The organism is Pedobacter sp. MC2016-14, assembly GCF_020991475.1.
Taxonomy (GTDB): Bacteria; Bacteroidota; Bacteroidia; order Sphingobacteriales; family Sphingobacteriaceae; genus Pedobacter.
This window is the reverse complement of sequence record NZ_JAJMPA010000001.1, coordinates 2,926,021-2,946,888: the sequence shown is the minus strand read 5'-3', so window position 1 is coordinate 2,946,888 and position 20,868 is coordinate 2,926,021. Positions and strand designations below refer to the sequence as shown.

Annotated in this window: 18 protein-coding genes and 1 tRNA gene; 7 read left to right on the top strand and 12 right to left on the bottom strand. The window is 40.0% G+C overall.

Features of this window, described 5'->3' with window-relative positions; all coding sequences use genetic code 11:
- Positions 1–16 precede the first annotated feature (16 nt).
- Positions 17–415 carry a hypothetical protein gene (locus LPB86_RS12200; protein ID WP_230644165.1) on the bottom strand — a complete coding sequence of 133 codons (399 nt, stop codon included), beginning with the start codon at positions 413–415 and terminating at the stop codon, positions 17–19.
- Positions 416–526: 111 nt separating this feature from the next.
- Positions 527–600 (bottom strand) — tRNA-Arg (locus tag LPB86_RS12195).
- Positions 601–843: 243 nt separating this feature from the next.
- Here LPB86_RS12195 and LPB86_RS12190 point away from each other — a divergent pair.
- The 4 genes from LPB86_RS12190 (at position 844) to LPB86_RS12175 (ending at position 7,054) form a co-directional block, all read left to right on the top strand.
- Positions 844–3,054 carry an ATP-binding protein gene (locus LPB86_RS12190; RefSeq protein WP_230644163.1) on the top strand — a complete coding sequence of 737 codons (2,211 nt, stop codon included), beginning with the start codon at positions 844–846 and terminating at the stop codon, positions 3,052–3,054.
- Between the two features lie 4 nt (positions 3,055–3,058).
- A complete protein-coding gene (locus LPB86_RS12185; RefSeq protein ID WP_230644161.1) occupies positions 3,059–3,478 on the top strand; it encodes a response regulator in 420 nt (139 codons plus the stop codon).
- A gap of 68 nt (positions 3,479–3,546) precedes the next feature.
- Entirely contained in the window at positions 3,547–5,280 is a 1,734-nt protein-coding gene (locus LPB86_RS12180) for an ABC transporter ATP-binding protein (protein WP_230644159.1), read from the top strand.
- Entirely contained in the window at positions 5,264–7,054 is a 1,791-nt protein-coding gene (locus LPB86_RS12175; RefSeq protein WP_230644157.1) for an ABC transporter ATP-binding protein, read from the top strand. Before LPB86_RS12180 ends, LPB86_RS12175 begins: the two co-directional genes overlap by 17 nt.
- A 17-nt stretch (positions 7,055–7,071) precedes the next feature.
- Here the strand turns inward: LPB86_RS12175 and LPB86_RS12170 are convergent, their stop codons facing one another.
- Complete coding sequence (locus LPB86_RS12170) at positions 7,072–7,251, bottom strand: histone H1 (protein ID WP_230644155.1); 180 nt, start codon at positions 7,249–7,251, stop codon at positions 7,072–7,074.
- 171 nt (positions 7,252–7,422) lie between these two features.
- Between LPB86_RS12170 and LPB86_RS12165 the strand changes: the two genes are divergently transcribed.
- Positions 7,423–7,740 (top strand): hypothetical protein, encoded by a 318-nt coding sequence (locus LPB86_RS12165; RefSeq protein WP_230644153.1) that lies wholly within the window; start codon positions 7,423–7,425, stop codon positions 7,738–7,740.
- A 25-nt stretch (positions 7,741–7,765) separates the two neighbouring features.
- Here LPB86_RS12165 and uxuA read toward each other — a convergent pair whose 3' ends face one another.
- Positions 7,766–8,941, bottom strand: a complete 1,176-nt coding sequence (gene uxuA / locus LPB86_RS12160; protein WP_230644151.1) for a mannonate dehydratase — start codon at positions 8,939–8,941, stop codon at positions 7,766–7,768.
- Positions 8,942–9,191: 250 nt separating this feature from the next.
- On the opposite strand from uxuA, the gene LPB86_RS12155 reads away from it, so the two are divergent.
- The gene (locus tag LPB86_RS12155) at positions 9,192–9,437 is read left to right on the top strand and encodes a hypothetical protein (protein WP_230644149.1); all 246 of its coding nucleotides are present in this window, start codon (positions 9,192–9,194) and stop codon (positions 9,435–9,437) included.
- A 43-nt stretch (positions 9,438–9,480) separates the two neighbouring features.
- Positions 9,481–9,924 (top strand): HIT family protein, encoded by a 444-nt coding sequence (locus LPB86_RS12150; protein WP_230644147.1) that lies wholly within the window; start codon positions 9,481–9,483, stop codon positions 9,922–9,924.
- Here the strand turns inward: LPB86_RS12150 and LPB86_RS12145 are convergent.
- From LPB86_RS12145 to LPB86_RS12110, 8 genes are all read right to left on the bottom strand, one after another.
- Entirely contained in the window at positions 9,893–10,531 is a 639-nt protein-coding gene (locus LPB86_RS12145) for an NAD(P)H-binding protein (RefSeq protein WP_230644145.1), read from the bottom strand. The genes LPB86_RS12150 and LPB86_RS12145 overlap by 32 nt on opposite strands.
- Positions 10,532–10,616: 85 nt before the next feature.
- Positions 10,617–11,573 (bottom strand): multidrug resistance efflux transporter family protein, encoded by a 957-nt coding sequence (locus tag LPB86_RS12140; RefSeq protein ID WP_230644143.1) that lies wholly within the window; start codon positions 11,571–11,573, stop codon positions 10,617–10,619.
- Between the two features lie 94 nt (positions 11,574–11,667).
- Complete coding sequence (locus LPB86_RS12135; protein WP_230644141.1) at positions 11,668–12,510, bottom strand: AraC family transcriptional regulator; 843 nt, start codon at positions 12,508–12,510, stop codon at positions 11,668–11,670.
- A 108-nt stretch (positions 12,511–12,618) separates the two neighbouring features.
- Positions 12,619–13,749 carry a TlpA disulfide reductase family protein gene (locus LPB86_RS12130; RefSeq protein ID WP_230644139.1) on the bottom strand — a complete coding sequence of 377 codons (1,131 nt, stop codon included), beginning with the start codon at positions 13,747–13,749 and terminating at the stop codon, positions 12,619–12,621.
- On the bottom strand, positions 13,749–15,344 hold the full coding sequence (locus LPB86_RS12125; protein WP_230644137.1) for a RagB/SusD family nutrient uptake outer membrane protein: 1,596 nt from the start codon (positions 15,342–15,344) through the stop codon (positions 13,749–13,751). The genes LPB86_RS12130 and LPB86_RS12125 overlap by 1 nt, the downstream gene beginning before the upstream one ends.
- 10 nt (positions 15,345–15,354) lie before the next feature.
- Positions 15,355–18,885 (bottom strand): TonB-dependent receptor, encoded by a 3,531-nt coding sequence (locus tag LPB86_RS12120; protein WP_230644135.1) that lies wholly within the window; start codon positions 18,883–18,885, stop codon positions 15,355–15,357.
- Between the two features lie 179 nt (positions 18,886–19,064).
- Positions 19,065–20,102, bottom strand: coding sequence for a FecR family protein (locus LPB86_RS12115; RefSeq protein ID WP_230644133.1), 1,038 nt, complete (start codon positions 20,100–20,102; stop codon positions 19,065–19,067).
- Positions 20,103–20,193: 91 nt separating this feature from the next.
- On the bottom strand, positions 20,194–20,790 hold the full coding sequence (locus LPB86_RS12110) for an RNA polymerase sigma factor (protein ID WP_230644131.1): 597 nt from the start codon (positions 20,788–20,790) through the stop codon (positions 20,194–20,196).
- Positions 20,791–20,868 lie beyond the last annotated feature (78 nt).

Here is a 20,868-nt window from a genome sequence, read left to right as displayed (position 1 = left end):
CTCCGGGTTTCTCCAGCTATAGTTTACTGGATCTGGTAAAAATCTGCTTATCCCAACGGGATGTTTTTTTGGTGATGATGGGCTTTGTCAGGTAGATCAGTGTGTTGTTTTTTGAGATGATTTCACTATAGGGCGCATGGAACTCGGTGTCTTCTGGCATGACGAGTTTTCCATTTCTGAGAAATGCCTTGTAGATATCGCCGCTTTCCCGCTTTTGTAATTTACTGGTCCAGTCTATAATGGTAGCATAACCATTCTCAAAAGATATTTCCAGGTGCCTGGTCGTTTTCTTATCCACCCATATCCCTTTAAAAAGCTTTTCCGCCTGTGGTGTGGAGGGCGACTGGGCTTGACCAGGAGCAGCAGTAAGTAATAAAAATATTAGCACCGGGATGTGTTTGATATACGTCATCATCTGTTTGACTAGATTGGCTAATTTCATATTTATATACGGAGCTTAAATGATTGATATGTAAGCGCTCCGAAAACAAAAAGCCCTTAACAATAAAGTTAAAGGCTTTTGATGTACACCCAATAGGATTCGAACCTATGACCTACGGTTTAGAAAACCGGTGCTCTATCCAGCTGAGCTATGGATGCATTTCCCTTCGGAGCGCCAAAGATAGGAGTAATACGCTACATGCGCAAATCTATTTTAAATTAATAGTGCATTTAAAGCTCAACAAGCTTTATATCAGCCTCCAATTAATTTAAAAAATTAAGCAACATCGTCTACAAATTATCCTCAACCCTAGCGGTGCTAAGGATTTGGTTCGGTATTTGTTTAAATTAACTAAATTCTAATATTTTTGCGCACAAAGAGCGATAGATCCTACATACCCTATGAATGAATACAATGTTGACCTTACCAATTGCGACCGTGAACCCATACACGTTCCAGGAAAAATTCAGTCTCACGGCTTTCTCATCGCCGTACATGCCGATAACCTGAACGTATCTTATGTTAGCGAAAACATTGAAGATTACCTCTCGGTGGATGCAAAACAACTATTGGATTTACCGATTGCTGATTTAAATAAAAACATTCCCGCTTTTAAAGATGAACTGGATTTTGCTCAGCTGCTTAAACTTGGAAAAAGTCAGCAGACATTTGAGGTTATCAACCCCTATAAATTAAAGATTAACGAGGAGCTATTTTACCTGATTATCCACCAAAGTAATTCAGCGTATATCCTAGAATTTGAACCGGCCACGTTAGAATTTGACATTCAACACCTGATCGGCAAATCCATCTCCGAAATCCTGGCCAGCAAAAATCTCGATGGTTTATTGAGCCATTCTGCCCATGAAGTCAAAAACTTGATTGAATACGACAGGGTAATGATTTACCGCTTTGCTGAAGATGGGCATGGAGAGGTAGTAGCAGAGGTAAAAAATGAAGAATTGGAACCTTTTTTTGGACTTCACTACCCGGCAACAGACATCCCCAAACAAGCAAGGGAATTGTATAAATTAAATTTTACCAGGATCATTGCCGACGTAAATACCAACAGTGCGGCAATTTCAACCTATACCAATACGCCGCTGGATTTAACCCATTCCAGTCTACGGGCCGTATCGCCCATACACATCCAGTACCTGAAAAATATGGGTGTAGCCAGCAGTTTCAGTATTTCTTTAATTGCACATGGAGAACTTTGGGGATTGGTGGCCTGTCACAATTACGGTCCTAAATTTATAGATTATAAAGCCAGAGAAGGCGCCAAGTTAATTGGACAGATATTATCTTCTGCATTAGAATACAGACAGGGGGAAGAAGACACAGAAAAAAGCAATAACCTTAAAGAGGCCATCCAGGAAATTTCAGGGTATCTGGAAAAAGATGCCGATTTGGTTTCTGCGTTAACCAACCATAAACTGTCCTTATTGGACGTAACCAGCGCCGAAGGTGTGGCCATTTTATTTGAAGGCCGGTTTGAAACTCTTGGAAAAACCCCGGCAAAGGAGCAGTTGATACCGCTTTTTAACTGGCTTAAAGATACCATGCAGGAATCGGTATACCACACTCATCAATTACCCGAAGTGTTTAAGCCAGCCAGAGATTATGCAAACATAGCAAGTGGAATAATGGTTTGCATGTTGAGCAGAGACCTTTCAGAATTAATTGTATGGTTTAAACCAGAACAGATTCAAACCATACAATGGGCAGGTAATCCAGAAAAACCAACAGAAAAAGGCGAAGATGGCCTCTTAATCCTTAGTCCCCGTAACTCTTTTGAAAGTTGGGCAGAACAGGTGAGAAATACTTCTATCCGCTGGACAAAGGAAGAATTTACAGGAATCTTGAAGCTCAGGGAAAAAATCATCAGCACCATCAATAAAAAAGCCAGTGAGATCAGAATCCTCAATGAACGTTTAAAATTAGCCTATGAAGAGCTGGATACTTTTAGCTACACGATATCACATGATTTAAGAACACCATTAACCTCTATAAAAAGTTACACAGAATTATTTTTGGCCCAGAACAAATCTATAGATGAAAAGGGCAAAAAATTACTCGATCGTGTAATTAATGGTGCAGACAGAATGAATTTTCTGATCAATGAAATTTTGAAACTGGCAAGAGTAGGCCGTTCTGAAGTGGACTTTGTTAGCATTACAATGGGTAAATTGATTAAAGACATTACCCGGGAAGTTGTTTCTGCTTATAAGGCAGAAAATGCCAAAATCATTATTGGGGAATGCCCAGACTTACAGGGAGACCAAACGATGATTTCTCAGGTGTTTAACAACATCATTGGCAATGCCGTAAAATATGCCTCAAAATCTACTTTGCCCCAAATTTCTATTGAAGGTAAGGCAGATGAAGATGAAATTATTTATGCGGTTAAAGATAATGGCATTGGTATTGATGTAAACTATCACGACAAGGTGTTTGAATTGTTTAAACGCATGGAAAATGTGAAAGATTACGAGGGAACAGGAGTCGGCTTGGCTATTGTTAAACGTATCATTGAGAAGCATAACGGACGCATTTGGTTCGAGAGTGAGTTGGGAACAGGTACAATATTTTATATAGCATTTAAAAAATAAGACTATGATTTCGCCGGATATATTTTATGTAGAAGATGACCAGGATTTTGCTTTTATCCTGGAACATGCAATGAAGGAAGTTAGAGAAGATTTGACCTTAAGCGTAGTAGAAGATGGAAGGGATGCAATCAGGAGCCTGGAGAAGTTTGTAGAGAACAAAAACAAACCTAAACTTATTTTACTGGACCTTAATCTTCCCGGACTTTCTGGGCTTGATATCCTGAAAAGAATCAAGGAAATCCCCTACTTACGTTTTACACCAGTTATCCTATTTTCTACTTCTGATGATCCAACGGATGTTAAGGCCTCTTATGAATTCGGTGCAAACGCCTATATCACGAAACCTTCTGGTTACAACAACCTGGTTACTTGTATAAGGTCAATGCATGAATTCTGGTTTAACCAAAACAGGACCATCAACTAAATTACCGTCTACCAGTATAACTTAGTGAAAACTATGTTAATTTTGAAATCTGGTTGAACAGCGGTAACATGGAAAAAGATAAAAAAGCAAAAAAGCCCGGGATTTTCACCCTTCTAAAGCCCTATAAGGGATTAATATCTTTACTTGTCCTATTTGCCTTATTGAGTAACGGAATTAACTTATTACTCCCGAAACTCATTGCCAGAGGCATTGACACTTACACCAAAGGCAGCTTCAACAGCAATGAAATAGCCTTACATTTTGGTATTGCTATAGGACTCATCTTCATCTTTACTTATCTTCAAAGCATTGTTCAAACCTATGCTTCAGAACGTGTGGCACGAGATTTACGCAGTAGGTTAGCGCATCAGATTTCCAGGCAAAGCCATGCAATGGTTGAATCCCTGAACCCATCAAAGCTACTAACCAACTTAACTGCAGATGCCGATTCCATTAAGCTCTTTGTATCGCAAGCCATAGTTTCCATTACCTCTTCCATTTTTCTGATTGTAGGCGCCAGTATATTGCTGCTAAACATCAACTGGAAATTAGGTTTATGCATCATCACCATTATCCCCATCATTGGCATTACATTTTATCTGGTTTTAAAAAAGGTAAAAGTGCTATTTGTTCAGAGCAGAGAGGTGATTGACTGGCTAAACAAAGTGATTAACGAAAGTATATTGGGATCTGCCATTATTCGCGTAATCAATTCTCAGCAATTGGAATACGATAAGTTTATTACAGCTAATGCCAAGGCAAGAAACCTGGGCCTGGCCATACTTAAACTGTTCGCCGGTTTAATTCCGGTGATCATATTCATCTCCAACCTTGCTGGTTTAACCATATTAGCGCTTGGTGGCCATTTTGTGATCACAGGGAGCATGTCGCTGGGGGAATTTGCAGCCTTTAACTCCTACCTCAGCATCCTCATCTTCCCCATATTGGTTATTGGTTTTATGAGTAATGTAATGGCGCAAGCTACAGCATCTTATCAGCGAATAGCCTCCGTTTTAGATAGTCCGGAACTACTGGATGAAGGAGAGCTTAGTGAAATGACAGGAAATATGACTGTAGAAAATATTTCCTTAAACTTTGGACAAAAGCCGGCACTCAAAGACATTAGTTTTACTTTAAGGGCTGGATCTAAAACGGCCATCATAGGCCCCACCGCAGCAGGTAAAACCCAACTCTTGTACCTGCTAACTGGTTTAACCAAACCAAGCCATGGCTTGATACTATTTGATGGCCATGATTTACAAAATTACAATCAGGATGCCTTTTACAGTCAATTGGGTTTTGTATTCCAGGACAGCATCATCTTTAACATGAGCATCCGTGAAAATATTGCCTTTAGCAAAGCGGCCACAGACCAGTCTTTAGAAAAAGCTATTGAAACAGCAGAATTAAAGGACTTTATAGCAGGACTTCCTGAAGGATTGGATACCATGGTTTCTGAACGTGGATCTAGCCTTTCTGGCGGACAAAAGCAGCGAATTATGCTTGCCCGTGCACTTGCTATAGAACCTAAAATCCTGTTATTGGATGATTTTACAGCAAGGGTAGATTACCATACTGAGCAAAGAATACTTGAAAATATACACACTAACTATCCGGGCATCACCTTGCTTTCCGTGACGCAAAAAATCTCGGCCATTGAGCAATACAACCATATCATTGTATTGATGCAGGGAGAAATTATTGCACAAGGTACACACCAGGAATTAATGAGCAGCAGTACAGAATACGTACAAATCCACGCTTCACAACAGAGCACCAGCAACTATGAATTACAATCTTAATGACCTCAATGAAAGCAATGTAAATAAATCTGCTTTTTCCGGGCTTAAAAAATTGCTACAGCTAATTTCCGGGGAGAAGAAAGTACTATTGCTGGCTTTGGCTGCGATATTAATTAATTCGGTGCTACTCCTATTAGGCCCTTTGATTGTAGGACATGTGATTGACAACTATGTATATACCAAAAAATATGATGGTGTTTTGTTATACAGCGGTTTATTATTGATGATGTACCTGGTTACACTGGCTACAGGTTACTGGCAAACTAAACTGATGGGGGGTGTAGGCCAGCGGATGTTATATACCCTACGTAATGCCATTTTTAATAAGCTACAGGAACTTCCTGTTTCATTTTTTAACCAGAACAAAGCAGGTGATTTAATCTCAAGGGTAAATAACGATACAGACAAGCTCAATCAGTTCTTTTCGCAGTCACTGATGCAGTTTATTGGCAGCATCATTGGGATGTTTGGCGCAGGTATTTTTCTGCTTTCTATCAATATAGAACTTGGTGCGGCGGCGTTATCCCCTGCCCTGTTAATCTTGCTCATCACTGCGGTATTGTCACCTTGGGTTAAGCGAAAAAACGCTTTAAATCTTAAAAGTCTGGGTGGCTTAAGTGCTGAAATTCAGGAAAGTCTCAATAATTTTAAAGTAATCATTGCCTTTAACCGCAGAGACTATTTTAGGAAACGCTTTGACGAGGCCAATACAGCTAATTACAAAACTGCAATAGCTGCAGGTTTGTCCAATACGATATTTGTGCCGATATATGGCTTGTTCTCTGGTGCTGCGCAGCTGATTGTACTTATCTTCGGCATCTACCTGATTACAATCCACCAGTTTACGGTCGGATTACTGGTCAGCTATTTTGCTTACACCATCAACTTTTACAATCCATTGCGACAACTGGCTGCACTGTGGTCAAGTTTTCAGGTTGCGATGGCCTCCTGGGAGCGAATTTCAATCATCCTGGCACTAGAAAACGATTTGGCTGATCATTCACTTGTTGTATCTGATTCCACTACTTTGAGCGATGCAACAAAAGGTGAAGTTCCGGTTTTATTGGAATTTAAGCACGTACACTTCTCTTATACGGAAGACAAGGAAATACTGCATGATATTAACCTTAAATTTGAGAAGGGAAAGACTTACGCTTTAATAGGTCCTACTGGTGGTGGAAAAACTACTACAGCCTCCTTAATTGCAAGGTTATATGACCCTACTAAAGGGGAAGTTTTATTGAACGGGCAAAACATGCGGAGCATTACAGCGGCAGCACGTAGTCAGAAAATAGGCTTTATACTCCAGGAACCGTTTTTATTTACCGGAACCGTACGTGAAAATATTTTGTATGGCAACACTGCGTACCAATCTTACACCAACAAAGAATTAGGCGCTGTGATTGCAGAGGCCAACCTGGAGGAGCTGATTGCTATTTTTGACGAGGGACTGGAAACTCCGGTGACCTCGGGTGCCGACAACATCAGTTTGGGTCAGAAACAACTTATTGCTTTTATGAGGGCAGTACTTAGAAACCCGGAATTGCTGATTCTTGATGAAGCAACGGCCAATATTGATACGATTACAGAGCAACTTTTAAGTGCGATCTTAAAAAAGCTGCCGAAAGAAACTACCCTGGTGATTATTGCACATCGTTTAAACACGATCGAAAATGCGGATGAGATCTATTTTGTAAATTCAGGGGAAGTGCTTAAAGCAGGAACATTGCAACATGCAATGGAAATGTTATTGCAAAAAAAGAGGAGCTCTTAGGCTCCTCTCTTCGCATTCTATTTACCGCTGTTTTTCTTTTCGGTTACTTCTGTACGGATTTCCTGAGCAAGGGTTTTTAAATCCTGCATTGCTTTGCGTACCCTGGTACCTGCGGCACCATTACCTGAACCGTAAAATTTTGTAGCATCTGCTTCTACAGCAGCAACAAGTTCTTTTAATTTAGCGAATTTTTCCATTTTATTTGATTTATTTTGATTTATGGGTTTAAAGTTAATAAATATTGCATCTGTTACAAATCTATAACGGCACTAAATGAAGTTTTAATATATCAACATTTGTATTCAAAACTATTTCCTACAAGCGTTGTTCTAAAATCATAAATCTTTTACTGTCAAAATCTTAAAAACATGGATAGCAAGGAACCTAAAAAAGACACACAAACACCTGTAAATGAAGGATATGATATTAATAACCCTCAAAACACCACAAAGCCGTCATATAACAGTGGAAGCGCTCATAGGGAAGCAGGGGCACTTCCGGGTGTGGAAAACTTAAATCAAAATAAACTGTCTGAAGTTGACAATCCGGGAGAAAAATTGGATAATTCAGGTATAAAAACGCCTATAAACGATGAATCTTTAACAGGAAGCGAGCCAAAAACCGACCTTGGAAATGGGCAACGTAAAGAAGATGAAGGAGAAAAAGAGAAGATCATCCGTACTTAACAGCATGGATAATCTTCCTTCATTTTTAATAATTACCGGTAACGCCGAGCTCTAAACCCCGCAATTCTGCCAGGCCTCTTAAACGACCGATCGCTGAATAACCCGGATTCGTCGTTTTATTCAGGTCATCCAACATCTGATGTCCGTGATCTGGCCTAAATGGAATTGGTTGATCACGTTTGGCATTTTCAGCGGCTATCACTTTCATTACCTCATACATATTTACATCTCCACCCAAATGATCGGCTTCATAAAAGTTGCCCATCTCATCTTTGGTTACGTTGCGGAGGTGCAGAAAATTTACGCGCTCTTTAACAGATTCGAAAATATCTACCAAATCATTTGATGGACCAGCGCCCAATGAGCCAGTGCAAAAACAAATTCCGTTAAATGGTTTATTTACACTTTCCAGGATATACAATAAATCTTCTTTATTACTGGCTACTCTTGGCAATCCAAGAATGGCATAAGGTGGGTCATCAGGGTGGATTGTCATCTTAATACCCTCCTCTTCGCATACATCTGCAATAGAGGACAAAAACCAACTCAAGTTCTTTCTCAAACCATCTTTACCAATTTCCTTATATTCATCTATACTGGTACGCAAAACTTCAAGTTCAATCTCCTTTTCGTTCGGAATTCCCATTAGTACATTAACACGAAGTTCTTTAAGCTCATCCTCGGTTAAAGTTGCGAATTTATCTTTAGCTGCCTGTTGGATTGCTGCGCTGTAATCTACTTCGGCACCTGTACGTTGAAGAATATAGAGGTCAAAAATAGCCAGGTCTATCCAATTAAAGTACAATGCTTTTGAACCATCAGTCATTTCAAGGTCCAGCTGCGTTCGCGTCCAGTCCAATACCGGCATAAAATTATAGCATACCGTTTTAATACCGCATTGTGCAAGGTTTCTTAAACTAGTTTTGTAGTTTTCGATGTATGTACCCGCATCCGCACGTTTGGTTTTAATGGCTTCGTGTACTGGCACGCTCTCTACTACCGCCCAATGTAAGCCTGATGCTTCAATAATTGCTTTACGCTCCAGAATATCTGCTACAGGCCAGACTTCTCCATGCGGTACGTGGTGTAGTGCGGTCACTATTCCTGTTGCCCCCGCCTGTTTCACGTCCTGCAAACTTACCGGATCTGAAGGGCCGTACCATCTCCAGGTTTGTAATAATTTATGTGGTTTTGTATCCATGGTTTTGAGTTAAAATCGGATCAATATTAATCAAATTTTAAGAGAGCTGGGGTTTCAATGACAGAATAATTCTACGTAAACGTTTTCGCCACAATGCGAAAACATGTTTTTTTGCCAGTCAATTTTTTCATCTGCTAACTTAACTGCAGCTTTTTGATTTTCTGTTCATGTTAAATTAACATTAACGATATGCTTAACATTAACAAAATAATAATTTAACAATACATTCATTTTTAGCTACCTTTGCTGGGTGATATTCCCTATCTTTATTTTCCACGAGCTGGTAATTAGACTCGACCAGGTTAATCCCGGGATTGGTCGTTACCAGTATAACAAGCAGCATGACGAGTCTTTTACATTGTTTACCGGAACAGGCAGCGTAATTGTACCTGTCCATTTTTTAAAGATGCAATTCGAAGACCCCTCCTTAATTAATGATGCTGATCTGGCGATCCTGGCCACAAACTTCAAAGCATTTGAGTTAGATGTAAAATAAGCCGGTAATTTATTACCTTTATTAAAATTTACACAACCAAAATATGATGCCCACACCTATTTCTGAGTGCTTGTATTGCCAGAAGAATGAGACTTTAGACCGTTTAATGATTAAAATCGGTGATCTGGAAGTATCTCAATTGTTTTTATTTAAAGAACAATCTCACCCAGGACGCTTAAATGTAGTTTATAAAGATCATGGAATTGAGTTTCACGAACTGAGTGATGAGCAACGGAATGCATTTATGAAAGATGTAGCCTCAGCGGCAAAAGCCATTGCAACCATCTTTAATCCTGATAAAATAAATTATGGTGCCTTTGCAGATACTTTATCGCATTTACATATGCACGTTGTGCCTAAGTATAAAGATGGGTATGGATTTGGTAGTGTGATTGAGATGAACCCTCAAAAGGTTGCTTTAACAGATACTGCATATGCTGAACTTGTTGAACAATTTAAAACCCAGTTATCTTTTCCAGTTCAATAACGTGAATGCCTGAATTCAATACCTTTGGGGCTTTGGCAAGTTTAGCTGCCAGTACCTCTGTACTTAGCGGTTTGAAACGCTTGAATAGCCCAATACTGCTTAGGAAATTTAATACAGGCGCAATGATCCGTTCTGCAGCTCTGTCTGAGCCTTTACGAATCAACATTCCTGGTTTAAAAACAATGAGCTGAGCGAAAGCAAGGTTAGCCATGGCTTCCTCCAGTTCACCTTTGATCCGCGAATAAAAGATCTTGCTTCCAGGGGATGCACCGTAAGCAGAGACCAGGACGAGGCTTTTGATTCCTTTTCGTTTTGCGATTTCTGCAAATTTGAATGGTATCTCGTAATCTATATGCCATTGCTGCTCTTTTGATCCGGCATCTTTTAAAGTGGTGCCCAGGCAAGAAAACAACACTGTGCCATTGATATGGTCTGCGATGTCTTCCAGCCGGTCAAAATCAGTTAGAATTTCTTCAAGCTTGTGGTCTGTAATTCCAGTAGACTTACGCACAAAAACAACTACCTTCGTGTATGCTGAATCTTGTAAAAGTACCTTTACCAGTTCCTTCCCTGTTGAACCTGTTGCGCCTATAATTAATGCTTTCATTATTTATCTCCTTTTGTAATGGATTACTTTTTCACCAAGATACAGGTTCTACCGCATTCGAGGTAGGAATAAATGAAATACCAGGCTAAAGTGGATTATACCTGCGGTTGAGGGAAAGTACGGCATAACAAATTAAGGCAAGGCCAATAATCAGAAAGCCAAGGTTGCCAAAAAGCCCTGGCCAGGGAGTCCCTTTAATCAGCATATCTCCAATGAGCGTAAAAAATACGCCTAAAACCTGTGTAGATTCTACTGCCAACATACCGAGATGGTTTTTACTGACCAGTTGCATGGCCTTAAAGAAAAGAATTGTGCCAATTACACCGGAGGACAGTACAGCCAGAAAGGAAGTTTCTAATTGAAGTAATGATGGAGCTCCGGCACTGTAAAAACCGTATGCAGCAAGCAACAGGAGAATGGGAAGGCCGCCAATGGTCATCCCTAATATTCTTTGAATAGGATCAAGCGTAATCTGCTCCTGCTCTAACTTAAGCATTAGCTTTCTATTGCCCAACGGCCATAAAAATGCAGCCAGAATAGCCATTCCAATACCAAGTACAGTTAAGGTAATGTGCTCCAGCTGACGAATTCTATCCATTTGCATAATGAGCAATCCTGAAACCAATAGTGAGGAAAGCAACAATGCCTTTTTCGAAATCATTGCCCTGTGGTCATCATAAATCAAGGGACAGATTAACACGCCGGCAAGTACTGTGGTCATAAACCCGGCAGTGACCAGCCAACCAGGTATCATCCCAATGGCATAAGAAAGCAGTGCATAATAAACCCCAAAACCCAGGTTGCCCCAAAGAATAAATGTGAGTGGCATCTTTTTAAAAGCCAGCATCAAGCCGTTTAATTTCCCTCTAAACAAAACAATAATTACCAGTACGGGAACGGCCAGCAAATACCTTAATGAAGCCGTCCATGCCCAGTTATTGCCCTTATAGGCATTGAGGCTGTTGATGATTAAACCGGTGGATAAAAAAAAGGTACTGATTATAGCAAGGCACAGCGCGTAGGCAATTTTTCTTCTGGACATTTAGGGATATTTTCGCAATTATTGGAGTTGCAAATGTCCTAAAACTAAACGGCAAGTCATGTTATGAAATGGTACTAATGGGAGTATAATCTGGTTAGGGCAAATACCTGTTGCGAAAGTCGGATGGACGTTCTGCACGGTGTTTCTTGAAAAAAGTGGCCATGTGCGACTGATCTACGAAGCCCAATTCAAAGGAAATCTCTTTTAAAGAGCGGTTGCTGCCAACAAGTCCGGCCTCAATTTCTGCCAGTAAACGCTGATTGATCATATCCTGGATAGATACACCCATGGTTCTATAGCAAAGGGCGTTGAGTTTTCTGGGCGAATAGCCTAATGAGGATGCATAGAAAGTACTTTCCCTGTTTGTCCTGAAATTAGATTCTATAAGCACTTTCAATTTTCTGAGCTGCTCGGTATCGATGCCTTGTATCGTGAGTGAATTGTCCTGGGCATACTTACGGGCGGCAAACAACAAGAGTATAGAAAGGTAATGTTGTAAAATGTCCATATTGAAACGCTCATTAGCCTCAACAGTCATAAGGTTGGCAATAGTTTCAAATTGCTCGATAAGATCTTCACCCAGATCTACCCATGGGCGGGCGTTGAAATAATCAAACAGTCCATTTTGTTCTTGCTTAGGGTTCATTTTCAAGAACTCCTGAAAGCACACGCCATTAAACATCACCATCCAGCCATCATTGGCGTACTCGCTTACCTGGTGCACCTGATTTTGGTGAAGAAAGAATAACCTGCCCCTTGTCATGATATATGGCTCGAAATCAATAAGATGCTTACCTTTTCCTTCAGTAGTCCAATAGCACATAAAAAAATCATGTCTATGCGGAAAGTCGGACGATGGATCATGAAAATCCAACATGCGTACAATTTGCAAGGGAGCTGGGAAAGGTATGGATTGAAAGGGAAGCGGCTGTGACATCTTGGGCAAAAGAAATATGAATGAGCAAATATAGCTACTATTTTACAGCCAAAGAGCCTGAACCGCAGCTACGGTTCAGGCTCTCCTCTAATTTTACAGCCTTAGCTATTATTTTGTTGCAAAAATCATCTGCAATTTCTTGTGAAGATCCTCACCTCTTAAATCCTTAGCTATTACTTTGCCATCAGGTCCAATTAAAAAACTGGCAGGTACGGAACTTACTCCATAGAGCGCCGCAGCTTCATTTTTCCATCCTTTTAGATCGGATACATGATGCCACGTTAACTGATCGGTAGCAATTGCTTTTAACCAGGGCTCCTTATTACTATCTAATGATACGCCCAAAATCTCAAAGCCTTTGTCATGATATTTTTTGTAAGCTGCCACAACGTTAGGATTTTCCTTTCTGCATGGGCCACACCAGCTTGCCCAAAAATCCACCAATACATACTTTCCCCTAAAATCGGCCAGGCTTAGGGTTTTCCTATCTCTATCAGCCATAGAAAACACCGGGGCAACTTTTCCTGTTGCAGTTTTTTCGTCCAGGGCCAATCTGGCGTAAATCTGTTTCCCAAAGGAAGATTCCCTCACCTCCTTACTTAACAATGGCATTAAGGCTCTTGCATTATCAAAATACGGATAGTCAATATAGCGGTCTTTAATGACCATAGCCGCAGCTATAGAATTCCAGTTCTTTTTTGCATATGCATTCACAACACTATCATTCATGATGTTGAGCGCCGCAAACTCGGCATCAAATGCTTTTCTGGTTGCAGCGTCCATTTTTACTTTTCCACCCTGATCCGCTACGGCCATCCTTCCGTAGATTTCACCAGCTTTGGCCGTTACAGGCTTCCACCAAGTATTGTAAAAAGTCATGTAAGTATCGTAAATCGGTCCGCCCTTAACCTTAGCCCGATAAAGCGAATCCTTTTGACCTAAAAATGTCAGATTCGAATTTTCCAATAGAAAGTGTGACGACTTACTTTTATCCTTAATATACAAGGAATAAAAAGCCAATTCATCTACTTTTCCTTTAAATTCAAATTTACCGTTCCTCACATTTGCAGAATCCCGGTGGCCATCTCCATCATTTTTTTCCAGATAAACTTTTCCCGTCGGAAAATCTACCATGGTCCCTTTAATGGTATATCCGGATTTATTTTGTGCTGTTGCATGGCTAAGTGCCCCGAAGGTCACAATGGCCAGCAAAAGGTTATTTACATTGTACTTTTTCATTACCATCCTTGATTATTTGGCAATAACGCCGGGTTTTTTTCTACTTCTGCCTGGTAAATCGGAAACAAATACAGCCTGTCTGTAAAGTTTCGCTGCAGAACCGGGATTTCTGTATATTGGCGTGGATTGGTACCACTTTGTGTAATTGATATGCCTTTTAATGGTGTTCCAAGCAATTCAGGGCCCAGCCTCCAACGACGAATGTCCCACAACCTGGTACCTTCAAAAGCAAGCTCAATATTTCGCTCATGCATAATTTTAGCCAGCGTAAATTGTGTGGCGGGAATTTCAGGCATGTTCACACTAGGCCTGGCCCGCACCCTGTTTACATACGTCCTTGCCTCCTCAATTTCTCCGATGTGAAATGCTGCCTCTGCCAGATTCAAAAAGATCTCAGCGTAGCGGATTAGGACATAATTCTGCCCACCTCCGTAGCTTTTAGTTAAATCTAAAGGATTAAAAGCTGGATCCTGCATTTTTTTTAATGCATAACCTGTAGTAAGCGGTGACGAAGAAGGATTATAATTTGAACCTGGGATAAAATCAAGCGTTTTACCTAAATACGTTGATCCATCATAAAGAATACTGGCATAAAATCTAGGATCACGATTGACGTATGGACGTGCGCTGTCATAATTGGAACCACTTTCGCCAATCATTTTACCATTGCTCATTTCATATTCATTGACAATGTTCTGGGTAGGCTGGTTCAATGCGCTTGGCCCCGGAGGAACAATTCCCCATGGCAAGTTGTAATGATGTACATGATAAGCCTGGAAATTTGACTTATACTGATGATCTAAAATGACCTCTGAATTGTTGTCATTTGCCTCATAAAACATCGTTTCGTAATTTGAAAATAACGCATAACCTGTTTTAGACTGTACATCAATGAGATCTTTTGCTGCATTATAAGCTGCCCGCCAGTTGTTATTATAGCTTGCTGCATATAACAGCACCCTGCCTTTTAAAGCGAGTGCGGCACCAATAGTGATGCGCCCAATATTGGCCCCTGTATATTTATAGGCCAGATATTGCGCACGATTGATATCGTCCATTTCAGAAACGATAAAGTTTACCACTTCTGTATAAGAATTACGAGGCACATTTAAGTTTTCATCCAGATCCTGGGCCTTAGTAATTAAAGGCACTGCTCCAAAATAGTTAATGAGATAAGCGTAATTTAAAGCACGTAAAAATCTTGCTTCATCTCTTGTTTGATTTTTAAATTTTGCGCTTGCGGGAACACGATCTATGTTGGCAATTAATATATTGCAACGTCTGATGGTAATGTAGGGATTATTCCATGCGCCAGATATTCCAAAAGGGGCAGTTGAGGCCGCAAATGTATTTTGATAGATACTTACATTACCGCTGGAATACAATTGATCGCTTAAGGCATCGCGCATGGTTCCGCCAAACTCTGTCGGAATATTAGCATACAGGTTATTTAAAAATAAGCCTGTTAGCGTAGAATCTTTATAAACATCTTCGTCGCTGAACCTGTCTAAAGGCTGACTGTTCAGGAAGTCCTTTTTACATCCTGTGGTAATAACTATGACAAACAGGAATATGATGAGTGAATATCTTTTCATTTTAGATAGATTAAAATTTAACAGTTAAACCAAGGTTGAAAACTTTTTGGATCATATAGCTTTCTGCACCGAATGATGAAACAAGAGCTTCCGGATCTACATCTTTCAAACTTGTAATGGTAAACAAGTTTGTGCCGCTTACGTAAAAGCGGGCGTTTGAAACATTTATTTTCGAAAGAAATGAAGTTGGGACGTTGTAACCCAACTCCAGGTTTTTCAGTCTAAAATAAGAACCATTTCTTAGCCAGTAACTTGAGATCTCTTTATTATTGCTATAACTAGAGAATAACCGTGGATAAGAAGCAGCTGTGTTTTCGGGCGTCCATCTATCTAAATGCTTTTTTGATGGAACTGCATTTCCTGCAAATGCCCATTCTCCTAAACCATTCATGTATTTCTCTACCTGAGCGGCACCTTGCAATAATACGCTAATGTCAAAACCTTTATAATTTACGCCCATAGATAGACCATACATAATTTGCGGATAGTCACCTTTACTAATTATTGTTTTGTCTGCGGTAGTAATTTTACCATCCCCGTTAATGTCGCGGTATTTGATGTCACCAGCTGCAACAGTTGTATATAAAGGAGTAGGGCCAGCTGCAACTTCTGCTGCAGATTGATATAAACCATCTGCAATATACCCTGCTGCTGAGGTTAAATTAACAGCTGGGAGATAGTATGGATGCCCGATTAAACTTTGATAAGGAAGGGTACCTGCAGCTTCAGGCATATATATCACCTTATTCTTGTTAAACGTGATGTTAGGTTTTATAAAATAATCAACTGCACCTATGCGATCCTTGAAATCAAGAGCCAGCTCAAATCCACTATTATCTATAACATTAAGGTTTTCCTGTGGTAAACCAGTTGTGGACGCTCCAATGGTGGCCGGGATAACGAAGGCCCTGGTTCCCAAAATATCTTTAGTTCGCTTGTAGAAATAGTCAGCCTCAATACCCAGTTTATTATTAAATAGTCGGGCTTCAAATCCGATATTGCCAATATTGGCCTTTTCCCATGTAAAAGTCGCATTGGGGATTACTCCAGGCACTAGTGCCTGAACCTCCGAACTACCAAAAATATAATAACCATCGAGGCCACTGCCTAAAGTGTAACTGTTCAAATAGTCAAATTGACCAATTCTATCATTACCCAACTGGCCATATGATCCTCTCAATTTTAAAAAGTTTATGACTGAAATGTCTTTCAGAAACGATTCTTCAGATAGAATCCATCCGGCCGAAACAGCGGGGAAAAAACCAAAGCGATCATTCTTTGGAAACACGTCTGATCCATCGTAGCGGAAACTAAATTCAAGCAGGTATTTGCTGTTATAATTATATGCAGCTCGTCCTACCAAACTTTGACGGGCATTTCTGAACCCCACTCCAGTGGCATCATCATTATTAACATCTCCCGCAAACAACTGATCTACTTGCGGAGAGGCGAAATTGCCACGGGACGCCAAAATTCTGTTTCCCTGATTTTCAGTCTGCGTGTATAAAGCAAGTACATCAATATTATGCTTGTTAATGGTTTTTTTATAATTCAAAGAAGCCTCAGCAAGAACAGTCTGTCTTTGCTGAAATTGCTCTGTGAGCGAGGCCCTGGTGTTTCCAGTTGCCCGGGTTGTATAAGTACCATTGTCATTCCTTACTGAAGTTACATAAGGCTTGGTGAAATTTTTAATATACGTTTGATATTTATTGTAAGAGAAGGTTCCCTTAGCTGTTAAGCCGGTAATAAATGGAACATTATAAATCAATGAGCCTACACTTTCCAATGCATTTAAGTCTGTATTTACATAACCTGCGTCTCCTCTGCCCATTAAATAAGGACTGCCATTGATCAACGAAGAATTACCACTCACAATTGAAATATAATTGTAGGTACCATTACTAAACTGACTGGGCAGTAGAGGTGATATTGTACGATATTGACTCGTAATTCCGCCGCCTGCTACTTGATCCTTTGTTTTCTCTACCCTTCCGTTCAGGTTCAAACTCACTTTTAAATTTTTAGATATTTCTGCATCTAAGTTCGTACGGAGCGAATATTGCTTAAATCCGGCAGATTCATAAAGTCCTTTTTGATCCAGGTATCCTGTTGAAATGAAATATTTAGATTTATCTCCACCTCCATTTACAGAGATATTATGTCTTTGTTGAAATGCAGAGGGTTTCATTAAAGCGCTATACCAATCGGTGTTTGCATAGCGGTCAGGATCAGAACCTGTTCTAATGACTTCAAGTTGTTCATTGGTATAACCTCTGTTTGCAGATGGAAGAAAGTTATTTTCATTCTTATACATCTCATTCAATAGTGTTGCATACTCATAACTATCAACAAGTTCTGCAAGCCTTGTTGGCTTTTGCCAACTTCCATTGAAAGTATAGTTAAGACTAGGCTTTCCTCTGTCTCCACGTCTGGTAGTGATCAAAATAACACCATTTGCAGCCCTTGCCCCATATACCGCGGCAGTACCTGCATCTTTTAAGATGGAAATACTTTCAATGTCTGATGGATCAATATGTGGAAGGAAGGCATTAACAGGGCTACCATCGCTGTTCACCGTCTGGCCATTACTATTTACCGCTTCCTGAGGTATCCCATCAATTACAATTAATGGAGACGAGTTCTTAGAAGTGCTTATTCCCCTAATCAACAATCTGGAATCATCCCTGCCCGGTTGTCCGGAGCCTTGAAAAGCAATTAATCCAGGTAAACGTCCGGCAAGGGAATTACTAATATTGGCTGCAGGGCTTTGCCTCAGCTCTGCGCCAGTAACTGTAGCAACCGATCCAGTAATGCTTTCTTTCTTCTGTTCTGAATAACCCAAAACCACTACCTCCTTTAAACTCCCGGGTGCAGCATTCATCGTTACTTTCAATGACGCAGAAGTGCCAACAGCTACCTCCTGTGTTTTAAAACCTATATAGCTAAAAACCAAAATCTGGTTGCCATCTGAAGGAATATTGATGTTAAAATGTCCGTTTAGATCGGTAGCAGTGCTCGAACCACGATCTCCTTTAACCATAATCGTTACCCCTGGCAAAGGCAGTCCGTCCTGGTCTGCTACCATCCCTGTAACACGCGTATCCATTGGCTCAGCAGCGGCAGCAGGGGGCACATTTTTAGCAACAAGGATTTTCTGGTTAATTTCACTATAACTAAGCCCATTCCCTTTTAATATAAGATTCAGCGTTTCTGCGAGAGAACGTTGTTCTAACGGAAGGTTGATACGTTGAACATCCTTAATGTCGCTGCTCCTGTAGATAAACCTGAAACTTGTTTGTTGTTCTATTTTCTTTATTGCTGATAAAATGGACTCATTTTTCAGTTCCATAGTCAACTTTACTTCTGCAGCACCCTGTGCTTTTGTTTCAGATGCACACAAAACCTGAAAGGTTGAACTGATTAAAATAGCTGTAATTAGGCTTAGACGCATAATTTGACGAATTATATTTCGTGACTTGTTGGAGATAGGAAAACCCAAATAGATTTCACTACCCTCTGCTGGTTTTGCAGAAAATTTCATAATTTTAAATGTTTAAATGATCCTCGAAAAATTGTTTATAACAGATTGCCTTAGTTAGCGCTAAAGCAAAAACAATCAATTACTCCCTGTTTAGCGACGGGGAGTTTTTTAATCAAATCTTTAGCTGGTAAATTTCTTTCATCATGTTTCTGGTTTAGGTTATAAAATTGATTAATTGGTTATTTGCATCCATTTCCGGAAATTAGAAATCCCCCGGATTCTTTTTGATAAGTGGTATGGTTAAATGAGGTGATTACTTTTAGAATTTCTTCCAGTCCTTCGCCTCTTAAAAAGGTACCTGTAAAACGACATTCCTTGCTGGCTTCATTGGCGAAGCTAATTTTTACGTTGAAATACCTGGACAGTTCGCCAGCGGCTTCTTCCATAGTTACCTCGTCAAAAAATAAATCTCTTTCCTGCCACGCTATGCTTTTCTTTGCCATTACAGGCATCACCAATGATTTCATCTGGATTTTGTTGTACACAATCTGCTGGTCCGGAACAATAATCCCAATGGTTTTACTTTCATCTTGCACCATAACTTTACCCCTGGTTACGGTAACCACTACATCTTGCTTATCGCCATAGGCGTTAATGTTAAATGCCGTTCCCAGAACGGTGGTTTTGATTTTTCCGGCATATACCACAAAAGGCTTATCTGGATTATGTTTAATGTCAAAATATCCTTCACCTTTTAAAATCACTTCTCTTCTCCCCCCTACAAAATCTTCCGGAAACTCCAGGGTACTGTTATTATTCAGCACCACTGTACTTCCGTCAGGCAACTTTATTTTCCTATGTTCATCCGCTGTAACTTTGTTTAATTTAGCCTTTGCAACTGCCTTGCTTTGTAAAGCCACACTTTGCTTCTGTTTTATATTACTACCAGAATTGTAATAGAAAAACACAAAAAGACCAAGTAAAATAGAAGCCGCAGCCCAGACTGCCCATGAAGAATAGGAATTTAGTTTGCGTACCTTAACATCGGTACCCTTTTGCTCGGCGGAGCTCATGATCTGATCAAAAAGTTGTGATGCTTTATGTTGACTGAACATGGGCGTATTTGGATTTTGTTTCCATTCCCTTTCCATCAACTGATCTAGTTCAGCTTTAGCTTCCTGACTTGCAACAATTGCCATAAATGCTGCATGCTCTTCCGCTGTGCAGGTTTTATCTGCATATTCCTGAAACAACTGTTGTAATTTTTCCTGATCCATCGGAACCTAATTTTAAACAACACACAAAATCATTCTGTGTGTTTATATAGATGACAACGGGAAATTAAAAAGGTAGTAGTGAGATTAAAAATTATTTCAACATATAAATAAAAAGCGGTAAAAAAGCCTGTAGTTCTGTCCTGTCAGACATAAATTTACGAATGTTTTTTGTCGCTTCTCTTAGGTGAACTTTCACAGTTAATGGAGATATGTTTAGTCTTTCAGCAGCCTCTTTTTGTTTTAACCCCTCAACCTGGCAACATTCGTACACAAGTTTTTGTTGCTTTGGCAATTGATTAATTGCTTCGTGTAGCAGGGCACGAGTATCTTTAAGAAGAATAGCATCTTCTGTATCGGTATGCATTTCTGTCCACACCTCTGCCCCTGCAACATTCTTTTTAAAATCCAGCGCCAATTTCTTAAGGGCGTTCAGTGTTTGATTTTTTGTAATTACCCTTAAATATCCTCCAAAGTTCGCAATAGCTGGTAAAGCTTCTCTTTTTAACCAGAGGCTTATAAACACCTCTTGTACAATCTCTTCAGCCAAAGTTTCATTTCTTAAAAACCGAAGCGAATAGCTGTATACCTTATGATGATACAAATCAAACAGCAGGCGAAAAGCACGATGATCTCCTGTGGCTATTTCATTGAGCAAATTTTCTTCATCTTCGGAGGCCCTGCTTTGCATAATGCTAATGTACAACTTCGAACATCAAAATAGCAATTCAAATTGATGAAAGTAAGATTTTGATGGTTCAATTACACG

Bases quoted from the DNA above. Each gene is read 5' to 3' on its own strand.
- LPB86_RS12165 (WP_230644153.1), top strand. From the start codon at position 7,423: ATGGATAGCAAGGAACCTAAAAAAGACACACAAACACCTGTAAATGAA.
- uxuA (WP_230644151.1), bottom strand. From the start codon at position 8,941: ATGGATACAAAACCACATAAATTATTACAAACCTGGAGATGGTACGGC.
- LPB86_RS12185 (WP_230644161.1), top strand. From the start codon at position 3,059: ATGATTTCGCCGGATATATTTTATGTAGAAGATGACCAGGATTTTGCT.
- LPB86_RS12190 (WP_230644163.1), top strand. From the start codon at position 844: ATGAATGAATACAATGTTGACCTTACCAATTGCGACCGTGAACCCATA.
- LPB86_RS12175 (WP_230644157.1), top strand. From the start codon at position 5,264: ATGAATTACAATCTTAATGACCTCAATGAAAGCAATGTAAATAAATCT.
- LPB86_RS12130 (WP_230644139.1), bottom strand. From the start codon at position 13,749: ATGAAAAAGTACAATGTAAATAACCTTTTGCTGGCCATTGTGACCTTC.
- LPB86_RS12125 (WP_230644137.1), bottom strand. From the start codon at position 15,344: ATGAAAAGATATTCACTCATCATATTCCTGTTTGTCATAGTTATTACC.
- LPB86_RS12170 (WP_230644155.1), bottom strand. From the start codon at position 7,251: ATGGAAAAATTCGCTAAATTAAAAGAACTTGTTGCTGCTGTAGAAGCA.
- LPB86_RS12200 (WP_230644165.1), bottom strand. From the start codon at position 415: ATGATGACGTATATCAAACACATCCCGGTGCTAATATTTTTATTACTT.
- LPB86_RS12150 (WP_230644147.1), top strand. From the start codon at position 9,481: ATGATGCCCACACCTATTTCTGAGTGCTTGTATTGCCAGAAGAATGAG.
- LPB86_RS12180 (WP_230644159.1), top strand. From the start codon at position 3,547: ATGGAAAAAGATAAAAAAGCAAAAAAGCCCGGGATTTTCACCCTTCTA.
- LPB86_RS12145 (WP_230644145.1), bottom strand. From the start codon at position 10,531: ATGAAAGCATTAATTATAGGCGCAACAGGTTCAACAGGGAAGGAACTG.
- LPB86_RS12140 (WP_230644143.1), bottom strand. From the start codon at position 11,573: ATGTCCAGAAGAAAAATTGCCTACGCGCTGTGCCTTGCTATAATCAGT.
- LPB86_RS12135 (WP_230644141.1), bottom strand. From the start codon at position 12,510: ATGTCACAGCCGCTTCCCTTTCAATCCATACCTTTCCCAGCTCCCTTG.
- LPB86_RS12115 (WP_230644133.1), bottom strand. From the start codon at position 20,102: ATGGATCAGGAAAAATTACAACAGTTGTTTCAGGAATATGCAGATAAA.
- LPB86_RS12110 (WP_230644131.1), bottom strand. From the start codon at position 20,790: ATGCAAAGCAGGGCCTCCGAAGATGAAGAAAATTTGCTCAATGAAATA.
- LPB86_RS12120 (WP_230644135.1), bottom strand. From the start codon at position 18,885: ATGAAATTTTCTGCAAAACCAGCAGAGGGTAGTGAAATCTATTTGGGT.